This is a genomic window from Kribbella sp. NPDC051620, from assembly GCF_044453825.1.
Lineage (GTDB): Bacteria > Actinomycetota > Actinomycetes > Propionibacteriales > Kribbellaceae > Kribbella.
In genome coordinates this window covers 1,223,532-1,247,682 of the sequence record NZ_JBITDB010000003.1, presented here as the reverse complement: position 1 = coordinate 1,247,682, position 24,151 = coordinate 1,223,532, and the positions used below count along the sequence as shown (strand labels likewise).

Genomic DNA, 24,151 nt, shown 5'->3' with positions numbered 1-24,151 from the left:
ACCAAGTCCCGCGCCACAGGCGACCCGACACTGCCTATCTCTTCAGCGGCGGCAGGTCGAAGTTGTCGTTCGAGGACCTGAGCAGCGCGTACGACGCTCCGGCGAAACCGATCGCGGCGATGACCAGGCCCGCGCCGGCCGCCAGGTGGCCCGGCATGAACGGGTGGGTGAAGCCGCCGAAAGCAAGGGCGATGCCCATCCAGGCCGGAGCCACCTTGCTGCGCCACAACGCGATCCCGAGCAGCAACAGCCCGAAGGTGACGGCGAGGATGAACAGCAGGCCACCGATCTGTACGGTCGCCTGCTTCTCGACAGTATCCGCGAGCTTCTCCACCGCCGACGCGTCCAGCCCGTCGTGGACGACCAGGTACGTCGGCGTCACGACCCCGTCCAGCAGGAAGAAGCCGGCGCTCATGCCACCGACTGCGAGCAGTCCGCCGGCGGTGGCCAGCCGTGGTGCCGTACGCCGGGAGACCCAGGCGGCAGCGAACATCGCCGGGATCAGCAGGAAGAACGGCACCTGAAGCCACTGCATCAGCTCGAACCGACCGGGGTCGGCCGCGGTGGCCGCGAGGGTCTCGTTGAAGGGTGCGTCGCCGTCGACCGGGCTGATCAGGTAGTAGATCCCCATGAACAGCATCGGCAGCGGTGCGACCACGGCGAGCAGTACCCGCCAGAAGCCGCGGACGTCGCGTGGCTTGCGGACGGCCTTCGTGTTTGCGGGGGTGGTGAGTTGGGTTTCTGACATGACTTGCTCCTCAGTGCCGAAGTGATTGCTTCAGCGTCGGCCGCGATCGCCCCTGGCTGGCAGGTGCGCGGACCGTAGTACGGGCGAGAAAGGTTCCTGGGTCGTTTGGGGGCATGCCCCTACTCGATCGGGGGCTGGCGGCCTGATGATGAGGAGATGAGCGATAGACGGCGTACCGCGGCCTGGGTGCTGCTCGCTGTCGCGCTGCTGGAGGCCGTCGTCACGGTTGTGGCGGCGACTGCCTCGGACTTGAGTTGGTCTGAGCTGACCGATCTGTTCGTCGTGTCCAACGCGACGATCGGCTTCAGTCTTGCTTTGGCGGGCTGGCCGATCGCGCACTACCGGCCGGCCAATCCGGTCGGCTGGTCGTTGCTGGTGGGCGGTTGTTGCTATGCGTCCACGGCGACCGGGTTGTGCGTGCTCGCTTGGCTGGGTGAGCCCACGGTGGGTTGGCGTTTGGTTGCGACGGTGACGAATGGCGGCTGGGCTCCGGCGTTGGCGTTGTTCATTCCGCTGACGTTGGTGCTGTTCCCTGATGGACGGTTGCTCTCGCCTCGGTGGCGCTGGCTGGTCGTCGGGCTGGCGGTCAATGCGGTGTTGTGGACGGCAACCGGCGTACTGGATCGCAGGGGTGGGTTGTCGGCCGAGATCGGCATTCCGGGGTATCCGCACTGGACCGGCTTTGCTGCGGTTGATGTCTTTGGCGCTATCAGCAGTGCCGGGTTGCTGGTCAGCTTCGTCGCGTCGTTGGTTGCGGTGGTACTGCGGTATCGGCGTGGGTCGGAGCAGGTGCGTCGCCAGGTGTTGTGGTTGCTGCTCGCGCTGCTGGTCATCGTGGCCTGCTTCGGGCTGGAGATCCTGGTGTCGTCCGAATCGCTGGTGCTGGGCGTGCTGCCGTTGCTGCTGATTCCGTTGGCGATCGTTGTCGCTGTGCTGCGTCACCAGTTGCTCGACATTCGGCTGGTGGTCTCGCGGTCCTTGCTTTATCTGATCCTGGTCGGTGGGGTGGTCGCGGCTTACTTCGGGCTGATCGCGCTGCTCGATCGCAACGCGTCGGTGCTGGCGACGTTGGTGATCGCGCTGGCCTTCAATCCGGTGCGGGTTTGGCTTCAGGGCTTGATTCATCGTGCGTTCTACGGTGCTCGGCGGGATCCGGTGCGGGCGATGGCGGAGGTCGGGGCGCAGATGGGGTCGGGGCTCACCGGCGTACTGGCGGCGCTCTGCCGGGTGATGCGCTTCCCGGCCGCCACGATCGTTGTCGAGGGCAAGGAGATTTCGGCGTACGGCGAACTGCCGGCGGCTCGGCACGCGATCGAGCTTCGGTCGGGTTCGGAGCGACTGGGAGAGCTGGTCGTCGGGCTGCGGTCGGGGGAGTCGCGGGTGAACGCGGCCGATGAGCAGGTGCTCTCGTTGCTGGCGGCACCGTTGGCGGTCGCGGTACAGGCCAAGGGTTTGGCTGATGAGCTGCGGGACTCGCGGGAGCGGATCATCAGCGGGCGGGAGGAGGAGCGGCGACGGATCCGGCGGGATCTGCATGACGGGTTGGGGCCGGTACTGACCGCGGTGGTACTGAACGCGGACGCGGCTCGGCGGTTGATCGAGGCCGAGCCGGAGCGGTCGGCGGCGCTGCTCGCGGAGTTGCGGGACCAGGCGATTGGGGCGGTGGACGAGATTCGCCGGCTGGTCTATGAGCTGCGGCCGCCGGCGCTCGATGGGCTTGGGTTGCTGGGGGCGCTGCGTGAGTATGCCGCGATGGCGTCGCGTCGTGGGGATGGCGGGGCGTTGACGGTGACCGTGGATGCGCCTGCGACGTTGGCCGAGTTGCCTGCCGCGGTGGAGGTGGCTGCTTATCGGATCGCCACCGAGGCGCTCACGAACGTGATCCGGCACTCGACGGCTTCGACGGCCGCGGTACGGCTGAGTGTCGAGACGGATGTGTTGCGGCTCGGCGTACTCGACAACGGGGTGAACGCCGGTCCAGAGTGGAAGGCGGGCGTCGGGCTCACCTCGATGAGCGAGCGGGCGAGCGAGTTGGGTGGACGCTGCGAGATCCGGTACGACCGAACTGGCTGCAGCGTCGACGTCGTACTGCCGTTGGAAGGGACGCGTCGATGAGTGGATCCGGAGCTGGTGCGGACCTGAGGATCGTGGTTGCGGACGATCATGGCATCGTCCGCGAAGGGCTGGGCGCGCTGCTGTCGGCCCATGCCGGCTTCGAACTCGTCGGTACCGCGGCCACCGGCGCCGAGGCCGTGCGCGCGGCAGTCACCCTGCGCCCCGACGTACTGGTGATGGACATCCAGATGCCCGACCTGACCGGGATCGAGGCGACCCGCGAGCTCGCGAAGGGCGCACCGGAGGTCGCGGTGCTGATGCTGACGATGTTCGACGACGACGAGTCGGTGTTCGCCGCGATGCGAGCAGGTGCCCGCGGCTATGTGCTCAAAGGCGCCGCACCCGACAACGTCATCCGCGCAATCTCCGCAGTCGCTGCCGGCGAAGCGATCTTCGGCCCCGGCGTAGCCCGCCGTGCCCTGGCCTACCTCTCCGGCCCACGCCCCGACCAGCCCGCGTTCCCCGAGCTGACCCCACGCGAGCGCGAAGTCCTGGACCTGATCGCCACCGGCCTCGGCAACGCCGCCATCGCCCACCGCCTGTCCCTGGCCCCCGCCACAGTCGGCAACCACATCACCAGCATCTTCGCCAAACTCCAGGTAGCCACCCGCCCCCAAGCCATAATCCGAGCCCGCTCAGCCGGCCTCGGCGACTCCTGAAGAGAGCAACAGGCAAGAGCAACAGACAAGAGCAACAGAGGGTCCCCGGTGGGCTTGTGGTTGCTTTGGGTGCCGGGGCGATAGCCGGCATGAGGATTGACTGGGTGCTGTGGGCAACAAGTGCAACGGCCAAGTGCAACGGCCAAGTGCAACGGCCAAGTGCAACGGCCAAGTGCAAATAGGCACTGTCCCCGGTCGGCCGGTGGTTGCCTTGGGCGCCGGGGGTGGCAGGCTGCGTTGGGTTGACGACGGCCGAACTCAAGTGGCGAAGGCACCTTCCCTGACCAACCAATCAAACAGCCAACCAGCCAACAGTCAATCAACCTACAGGGGTTCGGTCTGTTTGAAGTGGTGAGGAATTCACCTTGTGGATAAGGGCTTTCCGGTCTGAAAGTGTCGGTGGCGTGGTCTAGCGTTGCGGGTATGGATGATCGGGCGGTGGCGATGATGAGCGACGAGGAGCTGGTGTGCTTTCTCGACGACACTCGCACGAAGCTGGCTGTCCTCCAGGGCGTCGAGACGGAGATCTTGGACCGGCTGGAACAGACCGGTTACGCCAAGACGATCGGTGCTCATGACCTGGCCCGGTTCATCTCGACCCGGTACCGTCTCGACCTGGCCGAGGCCGGCAGGCTGGTGAAGTTCGCCGTCAACCTGCGCAAGTATCCCGCGGTCGCTGCCGCGCTTCCGTCCCCGGCCAGGGTGATCGGCGACGACGAGGTAGTGCTGAACCAGGGCCAGGCCCGCGCGATCGTGGCCGCTTTGGAGCAGATCCCGAAGAAGGCGAACGTCCAGCCCGAACAAATCGACGCGGCCGCTGCCCAGATGGTTGAGGCGGCCCGGCACATGAACCCCGGCGAGTTGCAGTCGATGGGCGTACAGGTCCGCAACATCCTCGACACCGACGGCCCCGAACCCCGCGAAGACGCCGCCCGGGCCCGTGAAGAGGTCTGGGTGAAGAAGGCCGATGACGGCGTCAAGTTCGGCGGCTACCTGGCCGCCGAGAACGCCGAGAAGCTGCAGACCGTTCTGCAGGCCGGCGCGAAACCCCACAAGACCCCTGACGGCGACCAGGATCCCCGGCCGCGCGGCAAACGCCAGGCCGACGCCCTGGTCGATGCCCTCGACATCGCGCTGGCGTCTGGTGACCTGCCGACCCGGGGCGGGATCAAGCCGCACATCGCGGTCACCATCAACCTCAACGACCTCCTCGAGGCAGGCCGGCACGCCACCGGCGACCTCACCTACGGCGACGGTCTCTCTGCCGCCGCGATCCGCCGCCTGGCCTGTGATGCCGGGATCATCCCCATCGTGCTCGGCTCCGACAGCCAGCCATTGGACGTCGGGCGCGAGTACCGGTACGTCACCACCGGCCTGCGCAACGCGTTGAACCAGCGTGACCGGGGCTGCGTGATCTGCCACGCCCCACCCATCTACTGCGACGCCCACCACCTGATCAGCTGGCACGACGGCGGCCCCACCAGCCTCACCAACCTGGTCCTACTCTGCCGCGTCGACCACACCTCCCTGCACGACGGCCACTGGACCATCACCATCACCGACAACCAGGTCCACATCACCCGCCCCACCTGGGCCGACCCACCACCCCGAAGCACCGCCCAAAGACTCAACCAGCCCAGCACCACCCCCGCCACCGGACCCGCGACGGGGGACGCTGACCCCTGGTCTTCAACAGCCACAACCACACCACCCCCGACCACGACGGCCACTGACCCCTGGCCTCCAACACCCACCACAACAACACCACCCCCGACCACGGGGGACGCTGAGCCCTGGTCTTCAACAGCCGCTACAACGGCACCGCCTGGGGCGAGGTCGGTTGGTGAGTCCTGGTCTTCAACGGCCGCTGCAGCGACACCGCCTGGGGTGACGGCGGTTGGTGAGTCCTGGTCTCTGACGGCCGCCACGGACACAGAGCCCGATGCGGTGGGTGGCAGCATCAGTACGGAATCAGCAACCACGCTTGCTTGGCCTAGGGCGTCGGGTCCTGTTCAGGCACCCAGACTGAACTGGCCCTACAACGGTGATGCTGCTTGGGTCAGCGCCGAGGAGGCCGTCGCGCTCGACCCCTGGGGTGAGAGATCGGCGGGTGCAGCGACAGCTCCTGCTGCGCCTGGCCCAGCAGCCGCAGCCACGCCTGGGCAAACCGCCAGCGAAGCCGGTCCGTGGGCGACACCCGCGGAGGCGGCTGGCTTCGATCCATGGGCCGACAGCGCGTAAATGATCCATGGGTCGACGGCGCGTGGTGTATGCAAGCAGTTGAGCCGCCACAACCAGGCTGCCGTTGTCATCGCGCGCCACTGTGCTTGACGGGACTCAGAGTCTCTCCTCCATCCACGGTCAGCTGAAGCACAGTGCTGCCCCCGCCAAGACCTCCCAAGCCTGTTAGAACGTGGGGAACCGCAGAGCCGCCAGCACCCGGTCGTTATACGTCTCCCCGAGGGCATGGTCGATCAGCACCTGGAACCCCGCCTCCCGGAGCACCTCGCACAGCGCCCGGACGATGATCTCCGAGGCGTTCACTACGTACGAGAACAGCCCGCTCGTCACGTCCTCCGTCAGGACTTTCTCGACGTACTCCGGACTGCCCGTGACTGGCGGATCCCAGTCGATCGTCACCTCGAACGGCTCGACCGTCATCCTCGTCACTGGTGCTGATCTTCCGCGGTAGCGCCGGCGTCTTGGCCTGGCAGAGTTCGCGCACGGCTTCGCCGAGCAGCAGGTCGATCCGGGAAAGTTCGTCCAGCCCAAGGTCAGTGGGGCGCTTTGCTTCAGCGGCTGGTACGACGCGACGTTGCGGTCGGCCGCCCTGCGGGGCCTGCTGCACGTCGGTTTCATCGTTGTCGGTTCGTTGTCCTGCTGGCCGCCTCCACGAGCCGCGCCGCGGCAACGGTGACGGGCAAGGGGCAGGCGAGGGTGGCCGGGCGAGGCGACGGCGAGGGCGAGGGCGACGGCAACGCCGATGGACGAGGGAGAGGGTGAGGGTCAGGGGTGAGGGGTCAGGGGTGAGGGGTGAGTGTGAGGGGTCAGGGGTGAGGGGACGGGTAGGGGCCTTGGTTGGGTGGGAGTGGGGTCGCTGGTGGGGCGGCGGTTGAGGGGGCGGTCGGCCTGCTTGGCGGGGCGGGGTCAGGTTTTGGGGGTTGTGGTTTCGACTGTTTTGGTGATTCGGCGGGTGCGGGTTTCTGGTTTTTTGGCGTTTTCGATTGCTTGGATGTGTTCTCGGCGGTGGCTGAAGCTCATCGCGTCGAAGGACTCTTTCGCGCCGGCGGCCTCTAGTGCCTCGGCTAGGTTGGGTGGTACTTCGATAGTTCGGGCGGCTGTGTCTCGTTCGAGCGTCACGGTGACCGGGTCGCCGATGGCCTTGCCCAGTTCGGCCCGGATTGCCTTCAGTATGCCCAGGGCCATGCGGCCGCCCATTGATGCGATCGATCCGCGGTACTGCACGCCGTCGAACGTCGCCAGTACTGGGATTCGGCCGCCTCCGCCCAGCGCGGCGACGACCTCGGTCGGCACCTCGACGTATGCGCCGCCGCCGTTGGCTTCTTCGATCACGGCCTCGAAGGTCTCCATGCTGCTCACAGTAACGCCGCGGCGGGACGAAAACCGTGGGCTCTTTCCGGCGGGCTGAGGCAGGGTGGGGTCATGACCACGACCATTCGGACGGCGATCACCGACGCTGACTACGAGGCCTGGCGGGCGATTCGGATCGCTGTCCTGCCGTACGAGCGGTGTTCGACCGTCGCGGAGTTGCGCGCTCTCGACCGCCCCGGCCGGCTGATGCTGCTGGCGGAGGTCGATGGGGAGCTGGCCGGCAGCGGACTGGCGGATCGCTCGGGCGACGGGGAGCGGGCGGCGTTGATGCCACGCGTCCACCCGGACTTCCGCCGCCGTGGCGTGGGTACTGAGCTGCTCCGGGTGCTCGCCGACCATGCCGTTGCCGAGGGCTATGACACCGCTGGGGCCAGCGTCGACGACGAGGAGTCGCGGCTGTTCGCCGAGCGGTTCGGGTTCGTGGAGACGAATCGGCAGGTGGAGCAGGTACGGCGGATCGGCGACGAGCCGTGGCCGGTGCCGCCGGAGGAGTACCAGATCGTCTCCGTCGCCGAGCGGCCTGAGCTTTGGGCGAAGGCCTATCACCAGGTCGCGCTGCCGACTCTCCCCGACATGGATCACCCGGTCGCGATCAAGGTTTCGGCGTACGAGTGGGAGCAGGAGTGGATCAACGATCCGGCCGCGATGTTCGTCGCCGTTGCCGGTGACGAGGTGATCGGCGTGGCCGGCCTGTTGCTCGACTCCGACCGCCCGGAGCGCGCCGAGGTCGCCTACACCGCCGTACGCCGGGAGTGGCGCGGCAAGTCGGTCGCGTCGACCCTCAAGCGGACCAGCATGGCCTGGGCCGCAGAGAACGGCATCACCGAGATCTACACCTGGACGCAGCGCGGCAACGACTCGATGCGCCGCCTCAACGAACACCTCGGCTTCAGCTACGGCATCGTCAGCCTCAGCCTGCGGGCACCGCTACCGCTGACCGGACTCCTTCGCTAGTTTGCTCGGCCACCAGATCTTGGGGCCGATGTCGTACGAGAGGGCCGGGACGAGCAGTGAGCGGACGATGGTGGTGTCGAGGAGGACGCCGAAGCCGACCATGAAGGCGATCTGGGCCAGGAAGAGGATCGGTACTACGCCCAGAGCCGAGAAGGTGGCCGCCAGGACGACACCGGCGGAGGTGATGACACCGCCGGTGACGGCCAGGCCGGTGAGAATGCCTGGGCGGGTGCCCTGTTCGATCGATTCCTCGCGGACTCTGGTCATCAGGAAGATCGAGTAGTCGATGCCCAGGGCAACCAGGAAGACGAAGGCATAGAGCGGGATCGAGGCGTCCGCGCCGGGGAAGTCGAACAGGTGGTTGAAGACCAGGGCGCTGATCCCGACCGTCGCGCCGAACGAGAGCACGTTGCAGATCACCAGCAGGACCGCCGCGACGACCGAGCGGAGCAGCAGCATCAGGACGACGAAGATGACCGCGAGGATGGCCGGGATGATCACCTTGAGGTCCCGGTTGCTGGCGTCCATCACGTCGAGGTTGATCGCGGTGTTGCCGCCGACCAGGATGTCGGGGCTGACCGTGTCGAGTTCCGTCCGCAGGTGCTTGACCACCTTGGTCGCGTCGGGGGAGTCCGCCGCGACCTTGAGGGTCGCTTGGACGAGGACCTTGCCGTCGACAACCTTCGGCGGGGCACCCGGCGCCACCGACGCGGTCGCCGTGGCAACGCCATCGACCTTGAGGGCTGTCTGCACGACCTTGTCCGCCTGGTCGGCCGGGGTCAGGATCTGTACCGGCGTACCGGCGCCGGCGTCGAAGTGCTTGGCGAGTTCTTCCTGGCCGGTGACGGACTCGACCTTGTTGAGGAACAGGTCCTCCTGCGAGATGCCGGAGGCCTTGAAGGTGGGCAGGAAGAGGCCGCAGGCGATCAAGAAGAGCGCGCTGAGAGCCCACACCTTGCGCGGGCTGCGGCCGACCAGGCCGGAGACGCGACCCCACAGCTTGCGGCCGCCTACCTGGTCCTTGGCGTGTACGTGGTCGAGACGGGGGATGGCCGGCCAGAAGATCCGGCGGCCGAAGGCGAGCAGGACCGCTGGCAGGAACGTCATCGCGGAGATCAGCGCGCCGGCGATGCCGATGGCGCCGACCGGGCCGAGGCCCTTCGTGCTGCCGAGCTGGGACAGCAGCAGGCAGAGCAGACCGAGGATGACGGTCGCTGCGCTGGCGGCGATCGGCTCGATCGCGGCCCGCCAGGCGACGCGCATCGCTTGGTACTTGCTCTCGTAGTCGTGCAGCTCTTCCTTGTACCGGGAGACGAGCAGCAGTGAGTAGTCCGTCGCGGCGCCCACGACGAGGATGAACAGGATGCCCTGACTCTGCCCGTTGAGCTCGATCACGTTGTTCTTGGCGAGCGGGTAGACGACCGAGGCGGCCAACGCGAGACCGAAGACGGCGGTCAGCAGGACGGCGATCGGCAGTACCGGACTCCGGTACACGATCAGCAGGATGATGAACACGACGGCGAGCGCGACCCCGAGCAGGATCCCGTCGATGCCGCCGAAAGCGGTGACGAAGTCGGCGAACACGCCACCCGGACCGGTCACGTAGACCTGCAGCCCGGTCGGGGTGAGCGACTGCTTGATCTCGGTGCGCATCTCGTCGGCGACCGCGAACAGCGCGGTCTCGCCCTGTTTGACCACGTCGTCGAGCTGGTCGCCGTTGAGTTCGAGGGTGATCAGCAGCGCCTTCTTGTCGGCTGACGGGATCACCGTCTTGGCCGGCGCGGCGAGGTACTGGCCGATCGTCTTGCCGTCACCGAGGTCGAGCGACGGGACCTTGGCGAGGAACTCGTTGGCCTTCGCGACGTCCGCGGGGGTGATTCCGCTGTCGCGCTCGATCAGCACGAAGTACGGCAGCGCCTTGGAGTCGACGAACTTGGCCGACTCGTTGTTGACCAGCGTGGACTCGGCCTGTTTGGGCAGGAAGTTGGCGTTGTCGTTCTCCTGGACCTCGCTCAGCTTGCCGACCGTCGGGCCGCCGATCGATCCCAGGATCAGCCAGGCGATCAGTACGGCGGCCACTCCGGCTCGCCACGCCCAGCGCCGGTTGTGTCGAAGGCCGGTCTTCTCCTGCTCCACGGGTCCCCCTTGTCGGTTCGGTGGCACGACAGTACCCAAAGCTCTCACCGCCACCCGGCAGGTGTGCGGGAGCCGTTTCGACGGCGTAACAACGAGATGACCACTCGGAAACACCCCGGTCATAGCGTCCTGGCCTAATCAGTGGAGTCAGATGATCGGAGACGGAAGATGACGCTCGAAGCACGACCGGAGGTCGCTACTCTTCGCGACCAGGCCGGCGCGGTGGGTACGGTCGAGGCGCCCCGTCGTGGGCGGTGGATCGATGTCTGGGACCCTGAGGACGGCGGATTCTGGGCGGCGAAGGGGCGCCGGGTGGCCCGGCGCAACCTGTGGCCGTCGATCTTCGCCGAGTTCCTCGGCTTCTCCGTCTGGCAGCTGTGGAGCATCGTCGTCGTCTCCCTGCCGGCCGCCGGCTTCGGCTACACGACCGACCAGATGTTCTGGCTGGTCGCGCTGCCGAGCCTGGTCGGGGCCACCCTGCGGCTGCCCTACACGTTCGCGGTGCCGAAGTTCGGCGGCCGCAACTGGACGATCGTCTCGGCGCTGCTGCTGCTGATCCCGGCCTCCGGGCTGGCGTTCTTCGTCAGCCGGCCGGAGACGCCGTTCTGGCTGATGGCGCTGGTCGCGGCCACGGCGGGCGCCGGCGGCGGCAACTTCGCCAGCAGCATGACCAACATCTCCTTCTTCTTCCCCGAGCGGGACAAGGGCTTCGCGCTCGGCCTGAACGCGGCCGGCGGCAACCTCGGCGTCGCGGTGGTCCAGCTGTTCGTACCGATCGTGATCGTGGCGGGCGCCGGGCTGACGCTCAACCGGGCCGGGCTGATGTGGATCCCGCTGATCCTGCTGGCCGCGGTCCTGGCCTGGCGGCTGATGGACAACCTGTCCGCTGCCACCTCGTCCTTCCGGGCGTCGATCACGGCGGCCAAGCGGCCGCACACCTGGGTCATCTCGTTCCTCTACATCGGCACCTTCGGCTCGTTCATCGGCTTCGGGGCGGCCTTCCCGCTGCTGATCAAGACGACCTTCCCCGAGATCACGGTGGCGCACATCGCGTTCCTCGGTGCGCTGGTCGGCTCGGTGTCGCGGCCGTTCGGTGGCAAGCTGGCCGACCTGGTCGGAGGCGCTTGGGTGACGGTCTGCGCCTTCGTGGTGATGGGCGCCGGGATCCTGTCGGCGATCGCGGCTCTGCACGCGGGCAGCTTCACCTGGTTCCTGCTCAGCTTCCTGGTGCTGTTCGTGGCCAGTGGCGCGGGCAACGGATCGACGTACCGGATGATCCCAGCGGTGTTCCGGCAGACGACCCGCGATCTGGACGGCAAGCCTGAGCCGATCCGGGCCCGGCGCGAGGCGGCGGCCTGTATCGGGATCGCGTCGGCGGTCGGAGCGTATGGCGGGTTCCTGGTACCGCGCGGCTTCGCGATGTCGACCGGCCACTACGGGTCGCTCGTGCCGGCGCTCTACACCTTCTGTGGCTTCTACGTCGTCTGCCTGACCGTCACCTACTTCTGCTACCTGCGCCGCGGTGGCCCGCTCAGCCAGGAGCGTGTCTGATGCCGGGCCGGCATTTGGTGGTCGTCGGGGGCGGTATGGTCGCCCACCGGCTGGTCGAGGCGCTGCGGTCACGCGACACCGACGCCGCTTGGCGGATCACCGTGCTCGCCGAGGAACCGCGGATGCCGTACGACCGGGTCGCGCTGACCAGCTACTTCTCCGGCCGCGACCCGGCCGATCTCTCCCTCGGCGACCCGACCTTGTGGGACGACCCAGCTGTGACGTTGCGCAAGGGCGTCGTGGTCGCCTCGCTGGATCCGGCGTCGAAGGTGGTCCGGACCACGCGTGACGAGGTGATCGAGTACGACGAACTGGTGCTCGCCACCGGCTCGTACGCGTTCGTCCCGCCGATCAAGAACAGCGACGCGGAAGGCTGCTTCGTCTACCGGACGATCGACGACGTCGCGGCGCTGCGGGTCTATGTCGAGCGGTTGCGGGCCGAGGGCAAGGATGTCAACGGCGTCGTGGTCGGTGGTGGTCTGCTCGGCCTGGAGGCTGCTGGGGCCTTGCGGGCGCTCGGTGCGACGACTTCGGTGGTCGAGTTCGCGCCTCGGTTGATGGCGCTGCAGGTCGATGAGGGTGGCGGTAGCGCGCTGGCCCGGTTGATCCGCGGGCTTGACATCGAGGTGCTGACGTCGACGCAGACGACGCGGGTCAAGACGACCTCGCAGGGTGCTGCGCGGGCGATGGCGGTTGCTGATGGCAAGGATCTGCCGGCCGATGTGGTGGTGTTCGCTACCGGCGTACGGCCTCGGGATGAGCTGGGGCGGGCTGCTGGGCTGGAGATCGGCGAACGCGGTGGCGTGATCGTCGACGAGGGTTGCCGCACGTCGGTGGATGGGGTCTGGGCGATCGGTGAGGTCGCGTGCATCGAGAGCCGTGTCTGGGGGCTGATCGCGCCGGGCTATGCGATGGCGGAGATCGTCGCCGACCGGTTGCTGGGTGGCTCGGCGACCTTCCCCGGTGCCGACACTTCTACGAAGCTGAAGCTGCTCGGGGTCGATGTCGCGAGCTTCGGCGACGCCTTCGGGACGACCGAGGGCGCGCTCGACATCGTGTACGCCGACCCGGTGGCTGGGGTTTACAAGAAGCTCGTACTGTCCGACGACGCGCGCACGTTGCTCGGCGGCATCCTGGTCGGCGACGCTTCGGCGTACTCGGGATTGCGGCCGATGGTCGGGCGGCAACTCGGCGCGGATCCGGCGTCGTACCTGCTGCCTGAAGGCTCGGCGCCGTCGCAGCTGGAGCTGCCGGATGACGCTCCGGTGTGCTCGTGCAACAACGTCTCGGCCGGCACCATCCGGTGTGCGGTGCGGGAAGAGGGCTGCGGCGATCTGAAGTCGCTGTGTGGCAAGACGCGGGCCGGCACGAGCTGTGGATCGTGTCTGCCGATCGTGAAGAACCTGCTCAACGCGGAGCTCGCCGCGGCCGGTGTCGAGGTGAGCAAGGCGCTTTGTGAGCACTTCGCGATGTCGCGGGCGGAGTTGTTCGACGTGGTCCGGGTGACCGGGTTGCGGACGTTCAGTTCGCTGGTCGAGCGGCACGGCACCGGACGCGGTTGCGACATCTGCAAGCCGGTGGTCGCGTCGATCCTGGCCAGCCTCGACCCGGCCGGGCATGTGCTCGACGGTGAGCGGGCGACGTTGCAGGACACCAACGACCACGTGATGGCGAACATCCAGAAGGACGGGACGTACTCGGTCGTACCGCGGATCCCCGGTGGCGAGGTGACGCCCGAGGGGCTGATCGCGATCGGCGAGGTGGCGCGCGACTTCGGGCTCTACACCAAGATCACCGGCGGGCAGCGGGTCGATCTGTTCGGGGCACGGATCGAGCAGTTGCCGGCGATCTGGAAGCGGCTGGTGGAGGCCGGATTCGAGTCGGGGCACGCGTACGGCAAGGCTCTGCGGACCGTGAAGTCGTGCGTAGGGTCCACCTGGTGCCGGTACGGCGTACAGGACTCCGTCGGGATGGCGATCGCGCTGGAGCTGCGCTATCGCGGGCTGCGGTCGCCGCACAAGATCAAGCTGGGCGTCTCCGGGTGCGCGCGAGAGTGCGCCGAGGCGCGTGGCAAGGACGTCGGCGTGATCGCCACCGAGAACGGCTGGAACCTGTATGTCGGTGGCAACGGCGGGATGACGCCTCGCCACGCTCAGCTGCTCGCGTCGGACCTGACCGACGAGCAGTTGCTGCAGGCAATCGACCGGTTCCTGATGTACTACGTCCGCACCGGCGACCGGTTGCAGCGGACGGCCGTCTGGATCAACGAGATCGAAGGCGGCCTCGACCACGTCCGCGACGTCGTGATGAACGACAGCCTCGGCATCGCGGCCGACCTCGACGCGGCGATGGCGGCGCACGTCGACTCGTACGTCGACGAGTGGCAGGCGACGTTGCAGGACCCGGAGAAGCTGGCCCGGTTCGTGTCGTTCGTGAACGCGCCCGACCAGCCGGACGCCGACCTGCGCTACGTGGTCGAACGCAATCAACCGCGGCCGGCGACCCCGGCCGAACGCGGTCAACTGGAACCGGTCCTGCTCGCCGGTCCCCGACTGGAGGTACGCCGATGACCCTTTCGACGACGGCGGTGGTGGTGTGCACGTACGAGGCCCTGCTGCCCGAGCGTGGTGTCGCCGCGCTGCTCGGTGATCTGCAGATCGCGCTGTTCCGGACCTTCGACGGGGAGGTGTTCGCGCTGGGCAACCAGGATCCGGTGAGCGGGGCGAACGTGATGTCGCGCGGGATCGTCGGGAGCCGCGGGGACGTGCCGACGGTGGCGTCGCCGATGTTCAAGCAGGTGTACGACCTGCGGACCGGGGTGTGCCTGGACGATCCCTCGCTGGTGCTGTCGGTGTATCCGGTCCGGGTCGTCGACGGAGAGGTGATCGTCGGTGAGTAGGCCTGGTCCGTTGAGCGGCTGCACGATCGCCGTCACAGCGCACCGGCGGGCGGACGACCTGATCGCGTCGTTCGAACGCCGGGGCGCGAAGGTGCTGCACGCGCCGACGCTGCAGATCGTGCCGGCCGCCGACGACCAGCCGCTGATCGAGGCGACGCGGCGGGTGATCGCCAATCCGCCGGATGACGTGGTTGTCACCACCGCGGTCGGCTTTCGCGGATGGATCGAGGCTGCCGACACTGTCGGGTTGGCGGCTGATCTGCTGAGCACACTGGAACAGTCGCGGTTGCTGGCGCGCGGTCCGAAGGCGCGGGGTGCTATCCGGGCAGCGGGGTTGGTGGAGCATTGGTCGGCTCGGTCGGAGACGACGGCAGAGGTGGTCGAGTGGTTGCGTGACCAAGGGGTGGCTGGGCGCAAGATCGTCGTACAGCTGCATGGGTTGTCTGATCCGGCATTGCAGGATGCTTTGCGTGCTGTTGGGGCTTCGGTGCGGGGGCTGGAGGTTTATCGGTGGGGGCCGGCGCCTGACCCGGCGGCGGTCGAGCGGGTGATCGGGCAGATCTGCGCTGGTGGCGTGGATGCGGTCGTGCACACGTCGGCGCCCGGTGCGCAGGCTTTGCTGGATGCTGCCGCGTTGAACGGTCAGTACGACGGGTTGGTGTCGGCGCTGCGTACCGGCCGGGTTCTGAATGCTTGCGTCGGGCCGATCACGGCCGGTCCTTTCCTGGCTCTTGGTCTGGAACCGTTGATCCCCGATCGCTTTCGGCTCGGTGCGCTGATCCGGATCGTCACCGACCGTCTCACCGACGACAACGCCCGCTCCATCGAAACCGCCTTCGGACAACTGGTGATCCGCGGCGGCGCTGCAGTCCTCGACGGCGTGGTCCTACCGCTGGGCCCTGGTCCCCGAGCGGTACTGGCCGCGTTGGTCGCGGCCCGCGGCGATGTCGTCTCACGCCCGGATCTCTTGGCTGTCCTGCCCGGCGCCGAAGACGTCCACGCTGTCGAAGTCACCGTGAACAGACTCCGCACCGCGGTAGGTCGCCCCGAACTGGTCCGCACGGTAGTCCGCCGCGGCTACCGGCTGGCCATCGAACCCGTAGGAGCGTCCACATGATCGATCTGGTGGCTGCCGCGCATGGGACCGCGGATCCTCGGGGGATCCGTGAAGTGCATGCGCTGGTTCGGTTGATCGCCGAGTTGCGACCTTCGGTGCCTGTTTCGCTTGGTTTTGTGGATGTTGACGTGCCCGCGCTGCCGGGGTTGGTCGATCGGGTGGTTGCTGATGGCAATCAGGCTGTGGTGGTGCCGTTGCTGTTGAGCAGTGGGTATCACACGGCGGTCGACATCGCGCGTGAGGCGGAGCGGCGACCGCGTCAGGTGCAGGCGGCTGCGGCGCTGGGACCGGACCCCTTGCTGGCTGATGTGCTGGCCGATCGACTGCGGGCTTGTGCCGAGTTGGAGTCGATGGATCGGGTGGTGCTGGCCGCGGCCGGGTCGTCGGATCGGCGGGCTTTGCTGGACTGCTCGGCGACGGCGGCATTGCTCGCCGAGCGGATCGACCGGCCAGTGGAGGTCGGGTACGTGTCGGGCGCTGGGGAGCGATTGGGGTCGGTTCTTGCTCGTAGTACCGGGCGGGTGGCCGTTGCCACCTATCTGCTCGCACCTGGGTTTTTCGCCGACCGCGTACGGCGGATCGCGGGGGATCTGCCGGTGAGTGCTCCGCTGGGCGCCGACCCGCGGATCGCGAGGCTGGCGCTCAATCGGTACGACGCTGTGCTGTCGACAACCGGCGAGGCGGGCCCGACAGGCCCGGGGTCAGCAGCTGTCGTCAGTCTTGTTCGCGCCGCTGCTCGTTGATCCGCAGCGCCTCGGCGAGCTGGTCTTCCAAGATGATGATCCGGCAGGCCGCCTCGAGGGCGATCCCCTGGTCGACGAGTTCGCGGGCGCGGGTGGCGATCCGCAACTGGTAGCGGGAGTAGCGGCGGTGACCGCCCTCGGACCGCTGCGGGGTGATCAGTTTGGCCTCGTCCAGGCTCCGCAGGAAGCCCGGCGTGGTGCCGAGCATCTCGGCGGCCCGGCCCATCGTGAACGCGGGGTAGTCGTCATCGTCGAAGTTGGCCGGGCCGGCCGGGGTTGAGCTCATCGGGGTCTCCGTGTACACGTCTGGGGTCATCGAACCTCCATGCCGAAGGGCCCCGGTGCCGAAGCACCGGGGCCCAGGGTTAGTGGATTATCACCATCTACCGACCATTTGGCCGGCCTTGCATGTCCGCAGCAGGCCACGTGAAGGCTGTCGCTGCGTGGATCGCTGAATGCGTAACCGAAGACCACCTTCTTCCCGATGGAACCACGGCACCCGCCCGGCAAAGTACTGGCACTGGCGGGCGATCCGACGGTGAAAACCCTTCCCTTCTCTCTTGAACCACTACCTACTGTTACTTCGAACAACAAACAACTACTGCAAGCAACGGCACTGCCAACTACTACTGCAACTACAGGTACGGAACTACGAACTGCAACTACAGGTACGGAACTACGAACTGCAACTACAGGTACGGAACTACGAACTGCAACTACAGGTACGGAACTACGAACTGCAACTACACCTACTGAACTGCAACTACTCGAACTGCAACTTCCATCCGTCAAGCCTGGAACCCTTTCCAACCACTGGCTCCAGCAACTCTGACCGGATCCTGGCGCGAAACCCGAGCCCCTTCACTGATCGGCCCGGCGGAGTCCGCCGTCGTACTGACTTCACAATCACACTCTTGGACAGAACGTTAGCTGTCCACGTCAGCTTCGCTGTTCTTCTCTGTCAACGAGAAGGACACTACACAGCCCGCCATCGAATGTCTAATCCCGCCACCACAGATTTTCGTAAAGAAGATCACCTGCAACGGCCGCCCCCATGACTGCGTCCTCCGGGTGAGGTGAGGCGGATGATCCGAGGCTGGCTAGGAGTGGTTGTCGCGGTCGGCGTGCTGGCCGGCTGTGGAGGCTCATCTGCTGAAGCTGAGCCTCCGCCGGGGATCCCATTCGGCTCGCCGACGTGGTCGGTCCAGAACGACCCGGGGCTGACGACGGCCGCCGATCGATTGGAGCCGATCCTGCGACTGCAGTTCACGGACTCGTACGCCGGATTGGTGATCGAGCACGAGACCCGCACCCTCGTCGTCTACCGCAAACCTGACGCCACCCTCGACGAACGGGTGCGAGCCGAGGCAAACGACGTGAACGTCGTACTACGGAACGCCCGGCTGACCCTGGTGGAGATGCAGGCGCTGAGCGACCGGGTCGTGGCTGACATCCCGTACTGGGCCCGGCGCGGCATCGTGATCGGCAGCGTCGGACCGATGCCCGATGGGTCGGGTATCTCCGTGATGACGGCCAATGGCAGCACCAGCGACCGGGAGAGCCTGGCCAGGCGCTACGCGACGGATGCGATCGCCATCTCCGCAGGCACGATCGTCCCGGCTGACATCCCGGCTGCAGGCTGATCCACATGCGAGGCGGGCGGGCGGATGCGAGCGCTGGGGCAGTGCGGGCGTGAGTGCCGGGGCAGATGCGAACGCCGGGGCAGTGCGGTGTGAGTGCCGGGGTCGGGCGGTGGGGTGGTGGGGCGGGCGAACCTGCTCGCGACGAAGGAGCGGGCGTGGGAGCCTGCGCGGGGTCAGTGCTTATCTGTTGCGGAGGGTGTTGAGGTCGGCTTGGCAGCGGGCTTCTACTTCGGCCAGTTCGGCGAGGGTTTCGTCGATGTCGCGGCGGCGTTGTTCGAGTTCGGCGCGGCGGGTGGTGATCTGGTTGAGGAGGTAGACGAGCTGGCCTTCCTCGCCGGGTTCGCGGTCGTACATGTCGACGATGGTGGCGATCTCGTCGAGGCTGAAGCCGAGGCGTTTGCCGCGCAGGATGAGGGCCAGCCGGACGCGGTCGCGGGGGTGGTAGATCCGGACGGTGCCGCGGCGCTCGGGGGTGAGCAGGCCGCGGTCCTCGTAGAAGCGGATCGTGCGCAGGGTGACGTCGTACTCGGCGGCCAGCTCGGCGATGGACCAAGTAGAGGTTTCGGCAGGCACCCGGACATTGTGCACACAGGCCATCGTGCTTTACGTTTACGTAAGCGTCAATCACGAGCGAGCCTGAGCCTGGGAGTCAGAAGATGTCGTACGAGCTGTCCGAAGAGCACCGCGAGTTCGCCCACAGCGTGCGCGACTTCGCCCAGGCCGAGATCGCGCCGCATGCCGCCGAGTGGGACCGCAAGCACTACTTCCCGGTCGAGGTGGTCCAGAAGATGGGCAAGCTCGGGCTGTTCGGGCTGACCGCGCCGGAGGAGTTCGGCGGGTCCGGGGGCGACTTCACCAGCCTGTGCGTGGCGATCGAGGAGATCTCCAAGGTCGACCAGTCGATAGGCATCACGCTCGAGGCGGCCGTCGGGCTGGGGATCAACCCGATCCTCACCTTCGGCACCGACGAGCAGAAGAGGCAGTGGCTGCCCGACCTCATCGCGGGGCAGAAGCTGGCCGGCTTCGGGCTGACCGAGCCCGAGTCGGGCTCCGACGCCGGCGCCACCAAGACCAGGGCCGTACTCGACAACGGCGAATGGGTGATCGACGGCTCCAAGCAGTTCATCACCAACTCCGGCTCCGCCATCACCAGCCTCGTCACGGTGACCGCCCGGACCGGTGAGAAGCCCGACGGACGCCCCGAGATCTCCACGATCATCGTCCCGACCGGTACGCCGGGATTCGTGGCCGAGGCCTCGTACGACAAGCTCGGCTGGCACGCGAGCGACACCCACCCGCTGTCGTTCAGTGGCGCACGGGTGCCCGAGGCGAACCTGCTCGGCGAGCGCGGCAAGGGGTTCGGCCAGTTCCTCGCCACCCTCGACGACGGCCGGGTCGCGATCGGCGCGGTCGCGCTGGGCTGCATCAAGGCGTGCCTGGAGATGTCGGTCCAGTACGCCGGTGAGCGCAAGACCTTCGGCGTACCGATCGGTCAGAAGCAGGGCGTCGCCTTCCAGATCTCCGACCTGAAGGTGATGGCCGACGCGGCCGAGCTGCTCGTGTACCGGGCAGCGGCGCTCAAAGACGCGGGCGCTCCGATGCAGGAGTTCAAGCAGGCGGCGGCCGTCGCGAAGCTGTACGCGACCGAGTCGGCGGTGACCGCCACCCGGATCGCGACGCAGGTCTTCGGCGGCTACGGCTTCATGGAGGAGTACCCGGTCACCCGGTTCTACCGCGACGCCAAGATCCTGGAGATCGGCGAGGGTACGTCCGAAGTACAGCGCATGCTCATCGCCCGCGGCCTCGGACTTCCCGTTGAGTGACAGGATGACCGCATGAGCAGGGATCACTGGACAGAGTTCAAGGTCGCGCGCGAGGCGACGATGACGCCGCCGGAGAAGGCGGCCGAGAAGCTCGCCAAGCAGAACAAGCTCTACGTCCGGGACCGGATCGCGCTGCTCGTCGACGAGGGCAGCTTCGTCGAGGAGGCGCAGCTCGCGAACGCGCTGAACCCCGGTCTGCCCGCGGACGGCGTGGTCACCGGCCGCGCGCTGGTCGATGGGCGCCCGGCGCTGATCGTCGCCAACGACCCGACCGTCAAGGCCGGCTCCTGGGGTGCCCGGACGGTCGAGAAGATCGTCCGGATCACCGAGGTCGCGCTGCGCGACGAGCTGCCGATCTTCTGGCTGATCGACTCGGCCGGCGCCCGGATCACCGACCAGGTCGACCTCTTCCCCGGTCGGCGTGGCGCGGGCCGGATCTTCCACAACCAGGTCGCGCTGTCCGGCAAGGTGCCGCAGATCTGCTGCCTGTTCGGCCCGTCGGCCGCGGGTGGCGCGTACATCCCGGCCTTCTGCGACCTGGTGATCATGGTCGACGGCAACGCCTCGATGTACCTCGGTTCGCCGCGGATGGCCGAGATGGTGGTCGGCGAGAAGGTGACGCTGGAGGAGATGGGCGGAGCCCGGATGCACACCAGCGTCTCCGGCTGCGGCGATCTGCTGGCCAGTGACGACACCGAGGCGATCGAGCTGGCCAAGCAGTACTTCTCCTACCTGCCCGGTTCGTGGCAGTCGCAGCCGCCGTCGTACGACGCTTCGCCGGCCGGCCGTGACTTCACCCGCGACCTGGTACCGGTCGAGGAGAGCATCGGGTTCGACATCCACGACGTGATCGACGCGATCGCGGACGCGGACACGTTCTTCGAAATCAAGCCCGCGTACGCGCCGGAGCTGGTCGTCGGGTTCGGGCTGCTGGCTGGTCAGACGGTTGGCTTCGTGGCGAATCAGCCGGCCGTCAAGGGTGGCGTGCTGTTCGTCGACTCGGCGGACAAGGCGGCCCGGTTCATCTGGTTGTGCGACGCGTTCAACGTGCCGCTGGTCTACCTGTGCGACGTACCGGGCTTCATGATCGGCTCGGAGGTCGAGCGGGCCGGCATCATCCGGCACGGCGCGAAGATGATCACCGCGGTGTCCGAGGCGACCGTGCCGACCGTGTCGGTGATCGTCCGGAAGGCTTACGGCGCCGGGCTGTACGCGATGTGCGGCCCGGGCTTCTCGCCGGACGCCTGTATCGCGCTGCCGACGGCGAAGATCGCGGTGATGGGTCCGGAGGCGGCGATCAACGCCGTGTACTACAACAAGATCCAGGAGATCGCGGACGAGACCGAGCGGGTCGAGTACGTCTCCAAGCTTCGCGAGGAGTACGAGACCGACATCGACATCCTCCGGCTGGCCGCCGACCTGGTGATCGACGCGATCGTCGAGCCGGAGAACCTGCGCGACGACCTGATCGCCCGGCTCGCGGCCGCGCAGACGAAGAACCGCCACTTCAGCACCAAGCGACACGGAGTACCGCCGGTCTAAGGCCGCCAGGGGGCGAACGTGGCGTGCTCGAGTGGGTCGTCGTCCTGGTCCAGCCGGGGGAAGCACTCGGGGGCGTCGCCACCGCGGAGCCAGCCGAGCAGCGTTTCGATCAGGCTGGTGGTGAGCGGCGGGCCGGCTCGGGAGTGCTGGCGGGCCACGGTGTGAAGAAGTTGAGCCAGGACGACCAGCTGCCGGATCCGTAGGTGTCCATCAGCGTCACGTACTCCGCGGGAAGCTGCGTCCCCAGCTCCGCGAAAAGCCCCTCCCAGGTGCCGTCCCCGAGGTACGGATCGGTCGGCGGTGGGACCAGGCGCCGGAGGGTGAGCCAGTCGGTCGGGGTGCCGGTTGTGTTGGGCTGGGCGGGAAAGGGGAGGTTCACGCGGGCGGTCCTTCGTGGTTGGGTGAGCGGCAGTGTCGCATGTGATCGGCCGCCCGCACTCTGGACGGGGTGTTCGGCGCGGAGGGGTGCGGTGTGATCTTGTGAAGGCCCAACCACCCAGGTGCTGAAGGCAGAGGATCGTATGACGTCGAAGGAGTTCGCTGATCGGCTCAGGAGTCGCCAGGTGGCGGTCGGATACTGGGTGATGCTAGATGCGCCGGCGGCGACCGAGCGGATCGCGTTGACGGGGTATGACTACGTCGTACTTGATGGGCAGCACGGGTTGATCGACCAGCGGGGGTTGCTGGACGGGCTGGTGGCGATCGATGCTGCGGGCAACGGTACTGCGGGGTTGGTGCGGGTCGAGGCGAACAACCCGACTCCGATCGGGCGGGCGCTCGACGCCGGGGCAGCCGGGGTGATCGTGCCGTTGATCGACACGGCCGAGGATGCGCTGAGGGCCGTGCGGGCGGCGCGGTACCCACCGTCGGGGATTCGGTCGTACGGGCCGGCGCGGTCGGGACTGCGGATCGGGCCGGTACCGGCGGAGGCTGACGCGGCGACCGTCGTACTGGCGATGATCGAGACTCGGCAGGCGCTGGAGAACGTCGCGGGGATCTGCGCGACGCCTGGGCTGGACGGGATCTATGTCGGGCCGTCGGATCTGCGGTTGGGGATCGGGGGGAAGTATCCGGGGGATCCGGAGGTTGCGGAGACGTTCGACGCCGCCATCGCGCTGATCGCTCGCACGGCGGCCGAGGCTGGAGTTGCTGCGGGCATTCACACGAACAGCGGCAATGAGGCTCGCCAGCGCTTGGCTGAGGGCTACACCTTCGCCACGGTCTCCTCAGACCTCGACCACTTGCAAGCCGCTGCCGCCACCCACCTGACCGCCGCCCGCGCCTAACGGCGCGCTGGTTGAAAGAGAGGTGGGGTGGGCGGGCAGCCGCCGGGCTGGTTGGCGGCTGGGCTCAAAGCGGTCGGGGCGGGCGGGGAGCCGCTGGCTTAAAGCGGGTTGGGGTGGGGATGGGCAGCCGCCTGGTATCACGCGGGTTGGCGGGGTGGGCAGCCGCCGGGCTGAGGGGTGGGGGCTGGTTAGAGGACTCCGGCGAAGGGGTCTTCCAGGGATTGCCAGTCGAGGGTGGCCAACTCGGATTCGGTGAGTAGGCAGTTGTCGAGGATTGACTGGAGGCGGGCGGGGTCGAGGCCTACGCCGGTGGCTACGACTGTGCATTCGGCCAGGTGGTTGGTTTCTGACCATTCGCCGAGGGTGCCCAGGGAGGCGCTGTAGCCGGCGGATTCCCAGCGGACGCGTTGGGTTGGGCGGTTGGCGAGCCAGACGACGCCTCGGCTGCGGACCACGTCCTCGACGATGTCTTCGAGGGCTTCGCTCAGGCGGGCGGGGTGCAGTGGGCGACTCGAGCGCCACAGGACCGTGGTGACGCCGTCGCCGCTCGGTTGGAGGCGCGAGTCGGTGGCCAGTTCGCCGGCCCAGGCTTCGGCGGCGGCGAAATCGAACAGGCCGAGGCGAGCAACAGCAGCAGCCGGTACGCCGCTCACGTCCGCGTTGACGACGGTCGTCCGCGGGTTCAGGTGCTGCAGCAAGTGGTGCAAGCGCTCGGGGGCCTTGGCGCGATGCGCGTTGGCGAGCACGCACACATCGGCGTACTCGACCTGCCGCGCGGTCAACTCCGCCACATTCCGCCGATCCGGCGGACCGAGCGCAAGTCCACGCTCATCAAGCAACTCGTCCCCGGACAACTGCTCGACCAGCAACACCGCGTCGACCACACACGTCACCGTGTCGACCTGCACCTCGGGCATCGTCGCAACCAGCGCGTTCGCCAGCGACCGAGCCTCCATCGCCGGCGGAGTCGCCAGTACTACATGCTGCCAATGCCCCCGCCCGACCAGCGTCTCCAGCAGCGGCAGCAGCGACTCGATCAGCTGGCAAGCGCCGCAGTCGTCGCCGACGCTGAACTCACCGGCATCGATCGGGCCGCCGGCCTCGAACACCTTCCAGGTCAGCACTCCGCGGGCGGGCAGCTCGTCCTGGTCCACCACGACGGCCACTGTGGTGGCGTCGACCATGGCGTCCAGGACAGGCTCCCGCAGCGTCGTCGAGAGTCCGGTCAGCAGGGTCAACGGGGTCTTCCGATGGGCGGCCATCCCCCCACTATATGAAAACCGTTTTCATCAGTAAAGAGCCGGGGGTAGATGAGTTCGCGAT

Annotated in this window: 21 protein-coding genes; 13 read left to right on the top strand and 8 right to left on the bottom strand. The window is 67.5% G+C overall.

The genetic code is table 11. From position 1 onward, the window contains the following. Window positions 1-34: 34 nt before the first annotated feature. Window positions 35-748, bottom strand: coding sequence for a hypothetical protein (locus ACIA12_RS18815; protein WP_396368261.1), 714 nt, complete (start codon window positions 746-748; stop codon window positions 35-37). Between the two features lie 156 nt (window positions 749-904). On the opposite strand from ACIA12_RS18815, the gene ACIA12_RS18810 reads away from it, so the two are divergent. From ACIA12_RS18810 to ACIA12_RS18800, 3 genes are all read left to right on the top strand, one after another. Beyond that, window positions 905-2,863 (top strand): sensor histidine kinase, encoded by a 1,959-nt coding sequence (locus ACIA12_RS18810; protein ID WP_396368260.1) that lies wholly within the window; start codon window positions 905-907, stop codon window positions 2,861-2,863. Further along, on the top strand, window positions 2,860-3,522 hold the full coding sequence (locus ACIA12_RS18805) for a response regulator (protein ID WP_396368259.1): 663 nt from the start codon (window positions 2,860-2,862) through the stop codon (window positions 3,520-3,522). Before ACIA12_RS18810 ends, ACIA12_RS18805 begins: the two co-directional genes overlap by 4 nt. 423 nt (window positions 3,523-3,945) lie before the next feature. Then, on the top strand, window positions 3,946-5,763 hold the full coding sequence (locus ACIA12_RS18800) for a DUF222 domain-containing protein (RefSeq protein WP_396368258.1): 1,818 nt from the start codon (window positions 3,946-3,948) through the stop codon (window positions 5,761-5,763). 165 nt (window positions 5,764-5,928) lie between these two features. Here the strand turns inward: ACIA12_RS18800 and ACIA12_RS18795 are convergent, their stop codons facing one another. Both ACIA12_RS18795 and ACIA12_RS18790 read right to left on the bottom strand, forming a co-directional pair. Continuing rightward, window positions 5,929-6,192, bottom strand: coding sequence for a hypothetical protein (locus tag ACIA12_RS18795; protein ID WP_396368257.1), 264 nt, complete (start codon window positions 6,190-6,192; stop codon window positions 5,929-5,931). A gap of 477 nt (window positions 6,193-6,669) precedes the next feature. After that, window positions 6,670-7,113 carry a YdeI/OmpD-associated family protein gene (locus ACIA12_RS18790; RefSeq protein ID WP_396368256.1) on the bottom strand — a complete coding sequence of 148 codons (444 nt, stop codon included), beginning with the start codon at window positions 7,111-7,113 and terminating at the stop codon, window positions 6,670-6,672. A gap of 72 nt (window positions 7,114-7,185) precedes the next feature. Here ACIA12_RS18790 and ACIA12_RS18785 point away from each other — a divergent pair, with 72 nt between their 5' ends. Next, window positions 7,186-8,088 (top strand): GNAT family N-acetyltransferase, encoded by a 903-nt coding sequence (locus tag ACIA12_RS18785; RefSeq protein WP_396368255.1) that lies wholly within the window; start codon window positions 7,186-7,188, stop codon window positions 8,086-8,088. Here ACIA12_RS18785 and ACIA12_RS18780 read toward each other — a convergent pair. Continuing rightward, on the bottom strand, window positions 8,062-10,224 hold the full coding sequence (locus ACIA12_RS18780) for an MMPL family transporter (RefSeq protein WP_396368254.1): 2,163 nt from the start codon (window positions 10,222-10,224) through the stop codon (window positions 8,062-8,064). The genes ACIA12_RS18785 and ACIA12_RS18780 overlap by 27 nt on opposite strands. 168 nt (window positions 10,225-10,392) lie before the next feature. Here ACIA12_RS18780 and ACIA12_RS18775 point away from each other — a divergent pair, with 168 nt between their 5' ends. The 5 genes from ACIA12_RS18775 to ACIA12_RS18755 are packed head-to-tail and all read left to right on the top strand — an operon-like array spanning window position 10,393 to window position 16,534. Beyond that, window positions 10,393-11,775: an MFS transporter gene (locus tag ACIA12_RS18775; protein WP_396368253.1), complete on the top strand. Its 1,383-nt coding sequence runs from the start codon at window positions 10,393-10,395 to the stop codon at window positions 11,773-11,775. Beyond that, window positions 11,772-14,345 (top strand): nitrite reductase large subunit NirB, encoded by a 2,574-nt coding sequence (nirB, locus tag ACIA12_RS18770; RefSeq protein WP_396368304.1) that lies wholly within the window; start codon window positions 11,772-11,774, stop codon window positions 14,343-14,345. Before ACIA12_RS18775 ends, nirB begins: the two co-directional genes overlap by 4 nt. After that, a complete protein-coding gene (gene nirD, locus ACIA12_RS18765; protein ID WP_396368252.1) occupies window positions 14,342-14,674 on the top strand; it encodes a nitrite reductase small subunit NirD in 333 nt (110 codons plus the stop codon). Before nirB ends, nirD begins: the two co-directional genes overlap by 4 nt. Next, a complete protein-coding gene (locus tag ACIA12_RS18760) occupies window positions 14,667-15,791 on the top strand; it encodes a uroporphyrinogen-III synthase (RefSeq protein WP_396368251.1) in 1,125 nt (374 codons plus the stop codon). The genes nirD and ACIA12_RS18760 overlap by 8 nt, the downstream gene beginning before the upstream one ends. Continuing rightward, a complete protein-coding gene (locus tag ACIA12_RS18755) occupies window positions 15,788-16,534 on the top strand; it encodes a sirohydrochlorin chelatase (protein WP_396368250.1) in 747 nt (248 codons plus the stop codon). The genes ACIA12_RS18760 and ACIA12_RS18755 overlap by 4 nt, the downstream gene beginning before the upstream one ends. On the opposite strand, the gene ACIA12_RS18750 is transcribed toward ACIA12_RS18755, so the two are convergent. After that, on the bottom strand, window positions 16,506-16,850 hold the full coding sequence (locus tag ACIA12_RS18750; RefSeq protein WP_396368249.1) for a MerR family transcriptional regulator: 345 nt from the start codon (window positions 16,848-16,850) through the stop codon (window positions 16,506-16,508). The two genes, ACIA12_RS18755 and ACIA12_RS18750, sit on opposite strands and share 29 nt — an antisense overlap. 769 nt (window positions 16,851-17,619) lie before the next feature. Here ACIA12_RS18750 and ACIA12_RS18745 point away from each other — a divergent pair. Next, window positions 17,620-18,177 carry a hypothetical protein gene (locus tag ACIA12_RS18745; protein ID WP_396368248.1) on the top strand — a complete coding sequence of 186 codons (558 nt, stop codon included), beginning with the start codon at window positions 17,620-17,622 and terminating at the stop codon, window positions 18,175-18,177. 180 nt (window positions 18,178-18,357) lie between these two features. Here the strand turns inward: ACIA12_RS18745 and ACIA12_RS18740 are convergent, their stop codons facing one another. After that, on the bottom strand, window positions 18,358-18,750 hold the full coding sequence (locus tag ACIA12_RS18740) for a MerR family DNA-binding transcriptional regulator (RefSeq protein ID WP_396368247.1): 393 nt from the start codon (window positions 18,748-18,750) through the stop codon (window positions 18,358-18,360). 83 nt (window positions 18,751-18,833) lie between these two features. Between ACIA12_RS18740 and ACIA12_RS18735 the strand changes: the two genes are divergently transcribed. Both ACIA12_RS18735 and ACIA12_RS18730 read left to right on the top strand, forming a co-directional pair. Then, window positions 18,834-20,000 (top strand): acyl-CoA dehydrogenase family protein, encoded by a 1,167-nt coding sequence (locus ACIA12_RS18735; RefSeq protein WP_396368246.1) that lies wholly within the window; start codon window positions 18,834-18,836, stop codon window positions 19,998-20,000. 12 nt (window positions 20,001-20,012) lie between these two features. Next, on the top strand, window positions 20,013-21,542 hold the full coding sequence (locus ACIA12_RS18730; protein WP_396368245.1) for an acyl-CoA carboxylase subunit beta: 1,530 nt from the start codon (window positions 20,013-20,015) through the stop codon (window positions 21,540-21,542). 109 nt (window positions 21,543-21,651) lie between these two features. On the opposite strand, the gene ACIA12_RS18725 is transcribed toward ACIA12_RS18730, so the two are convergent. Next, entirely contained in the window at window positions 21,652-21,921 is a 270-nt protein-coding gene (locus ACIA12_RS18725; RefSeq protein WP_396368244.1) for a hypothetical protein, read from the bottom strand. Between the two features lie 142 nt (window positions 21,922-22,063). On the opposite strand from ACIA12_RS18725, the gene ACIA12_RS18720 reads away from it, so the two are divergent. Continuing rightward, complete coding sequence (locus tag ACIA12_RS18720; RefSeq protein WP_396368243.1) at window positions 22,064-22,828, top strand: HpcH/HpaI aldolase/citrate lyase family protein; 765 nt, start codon at window positions 22,064-22,066, stop codon at window positions 22,826-22,828. Between the two features lie 188 nt (window positions 22,829-23,016). Here the strand turns inward: ACIA12_RS18720 and ACIA12_RS18715 are convergent, their stop codons facing one another. Next, window positions 23,017-24,090 carry a CobW family GTP-binding protein gene (locus tag ACIA12_RS18715; protein ID WP_396368242.1) on the bottom strand — a complete coding sequence of 358 codons (1,074 nt, stop codon included), beginning with the start codon at window positions 24,088-24,090 and terminating at the stop codon, window positions 23,017-23,019. Between the last annotated feature and the right edge of the window lie 61 nt (window positions 24,091-24,151).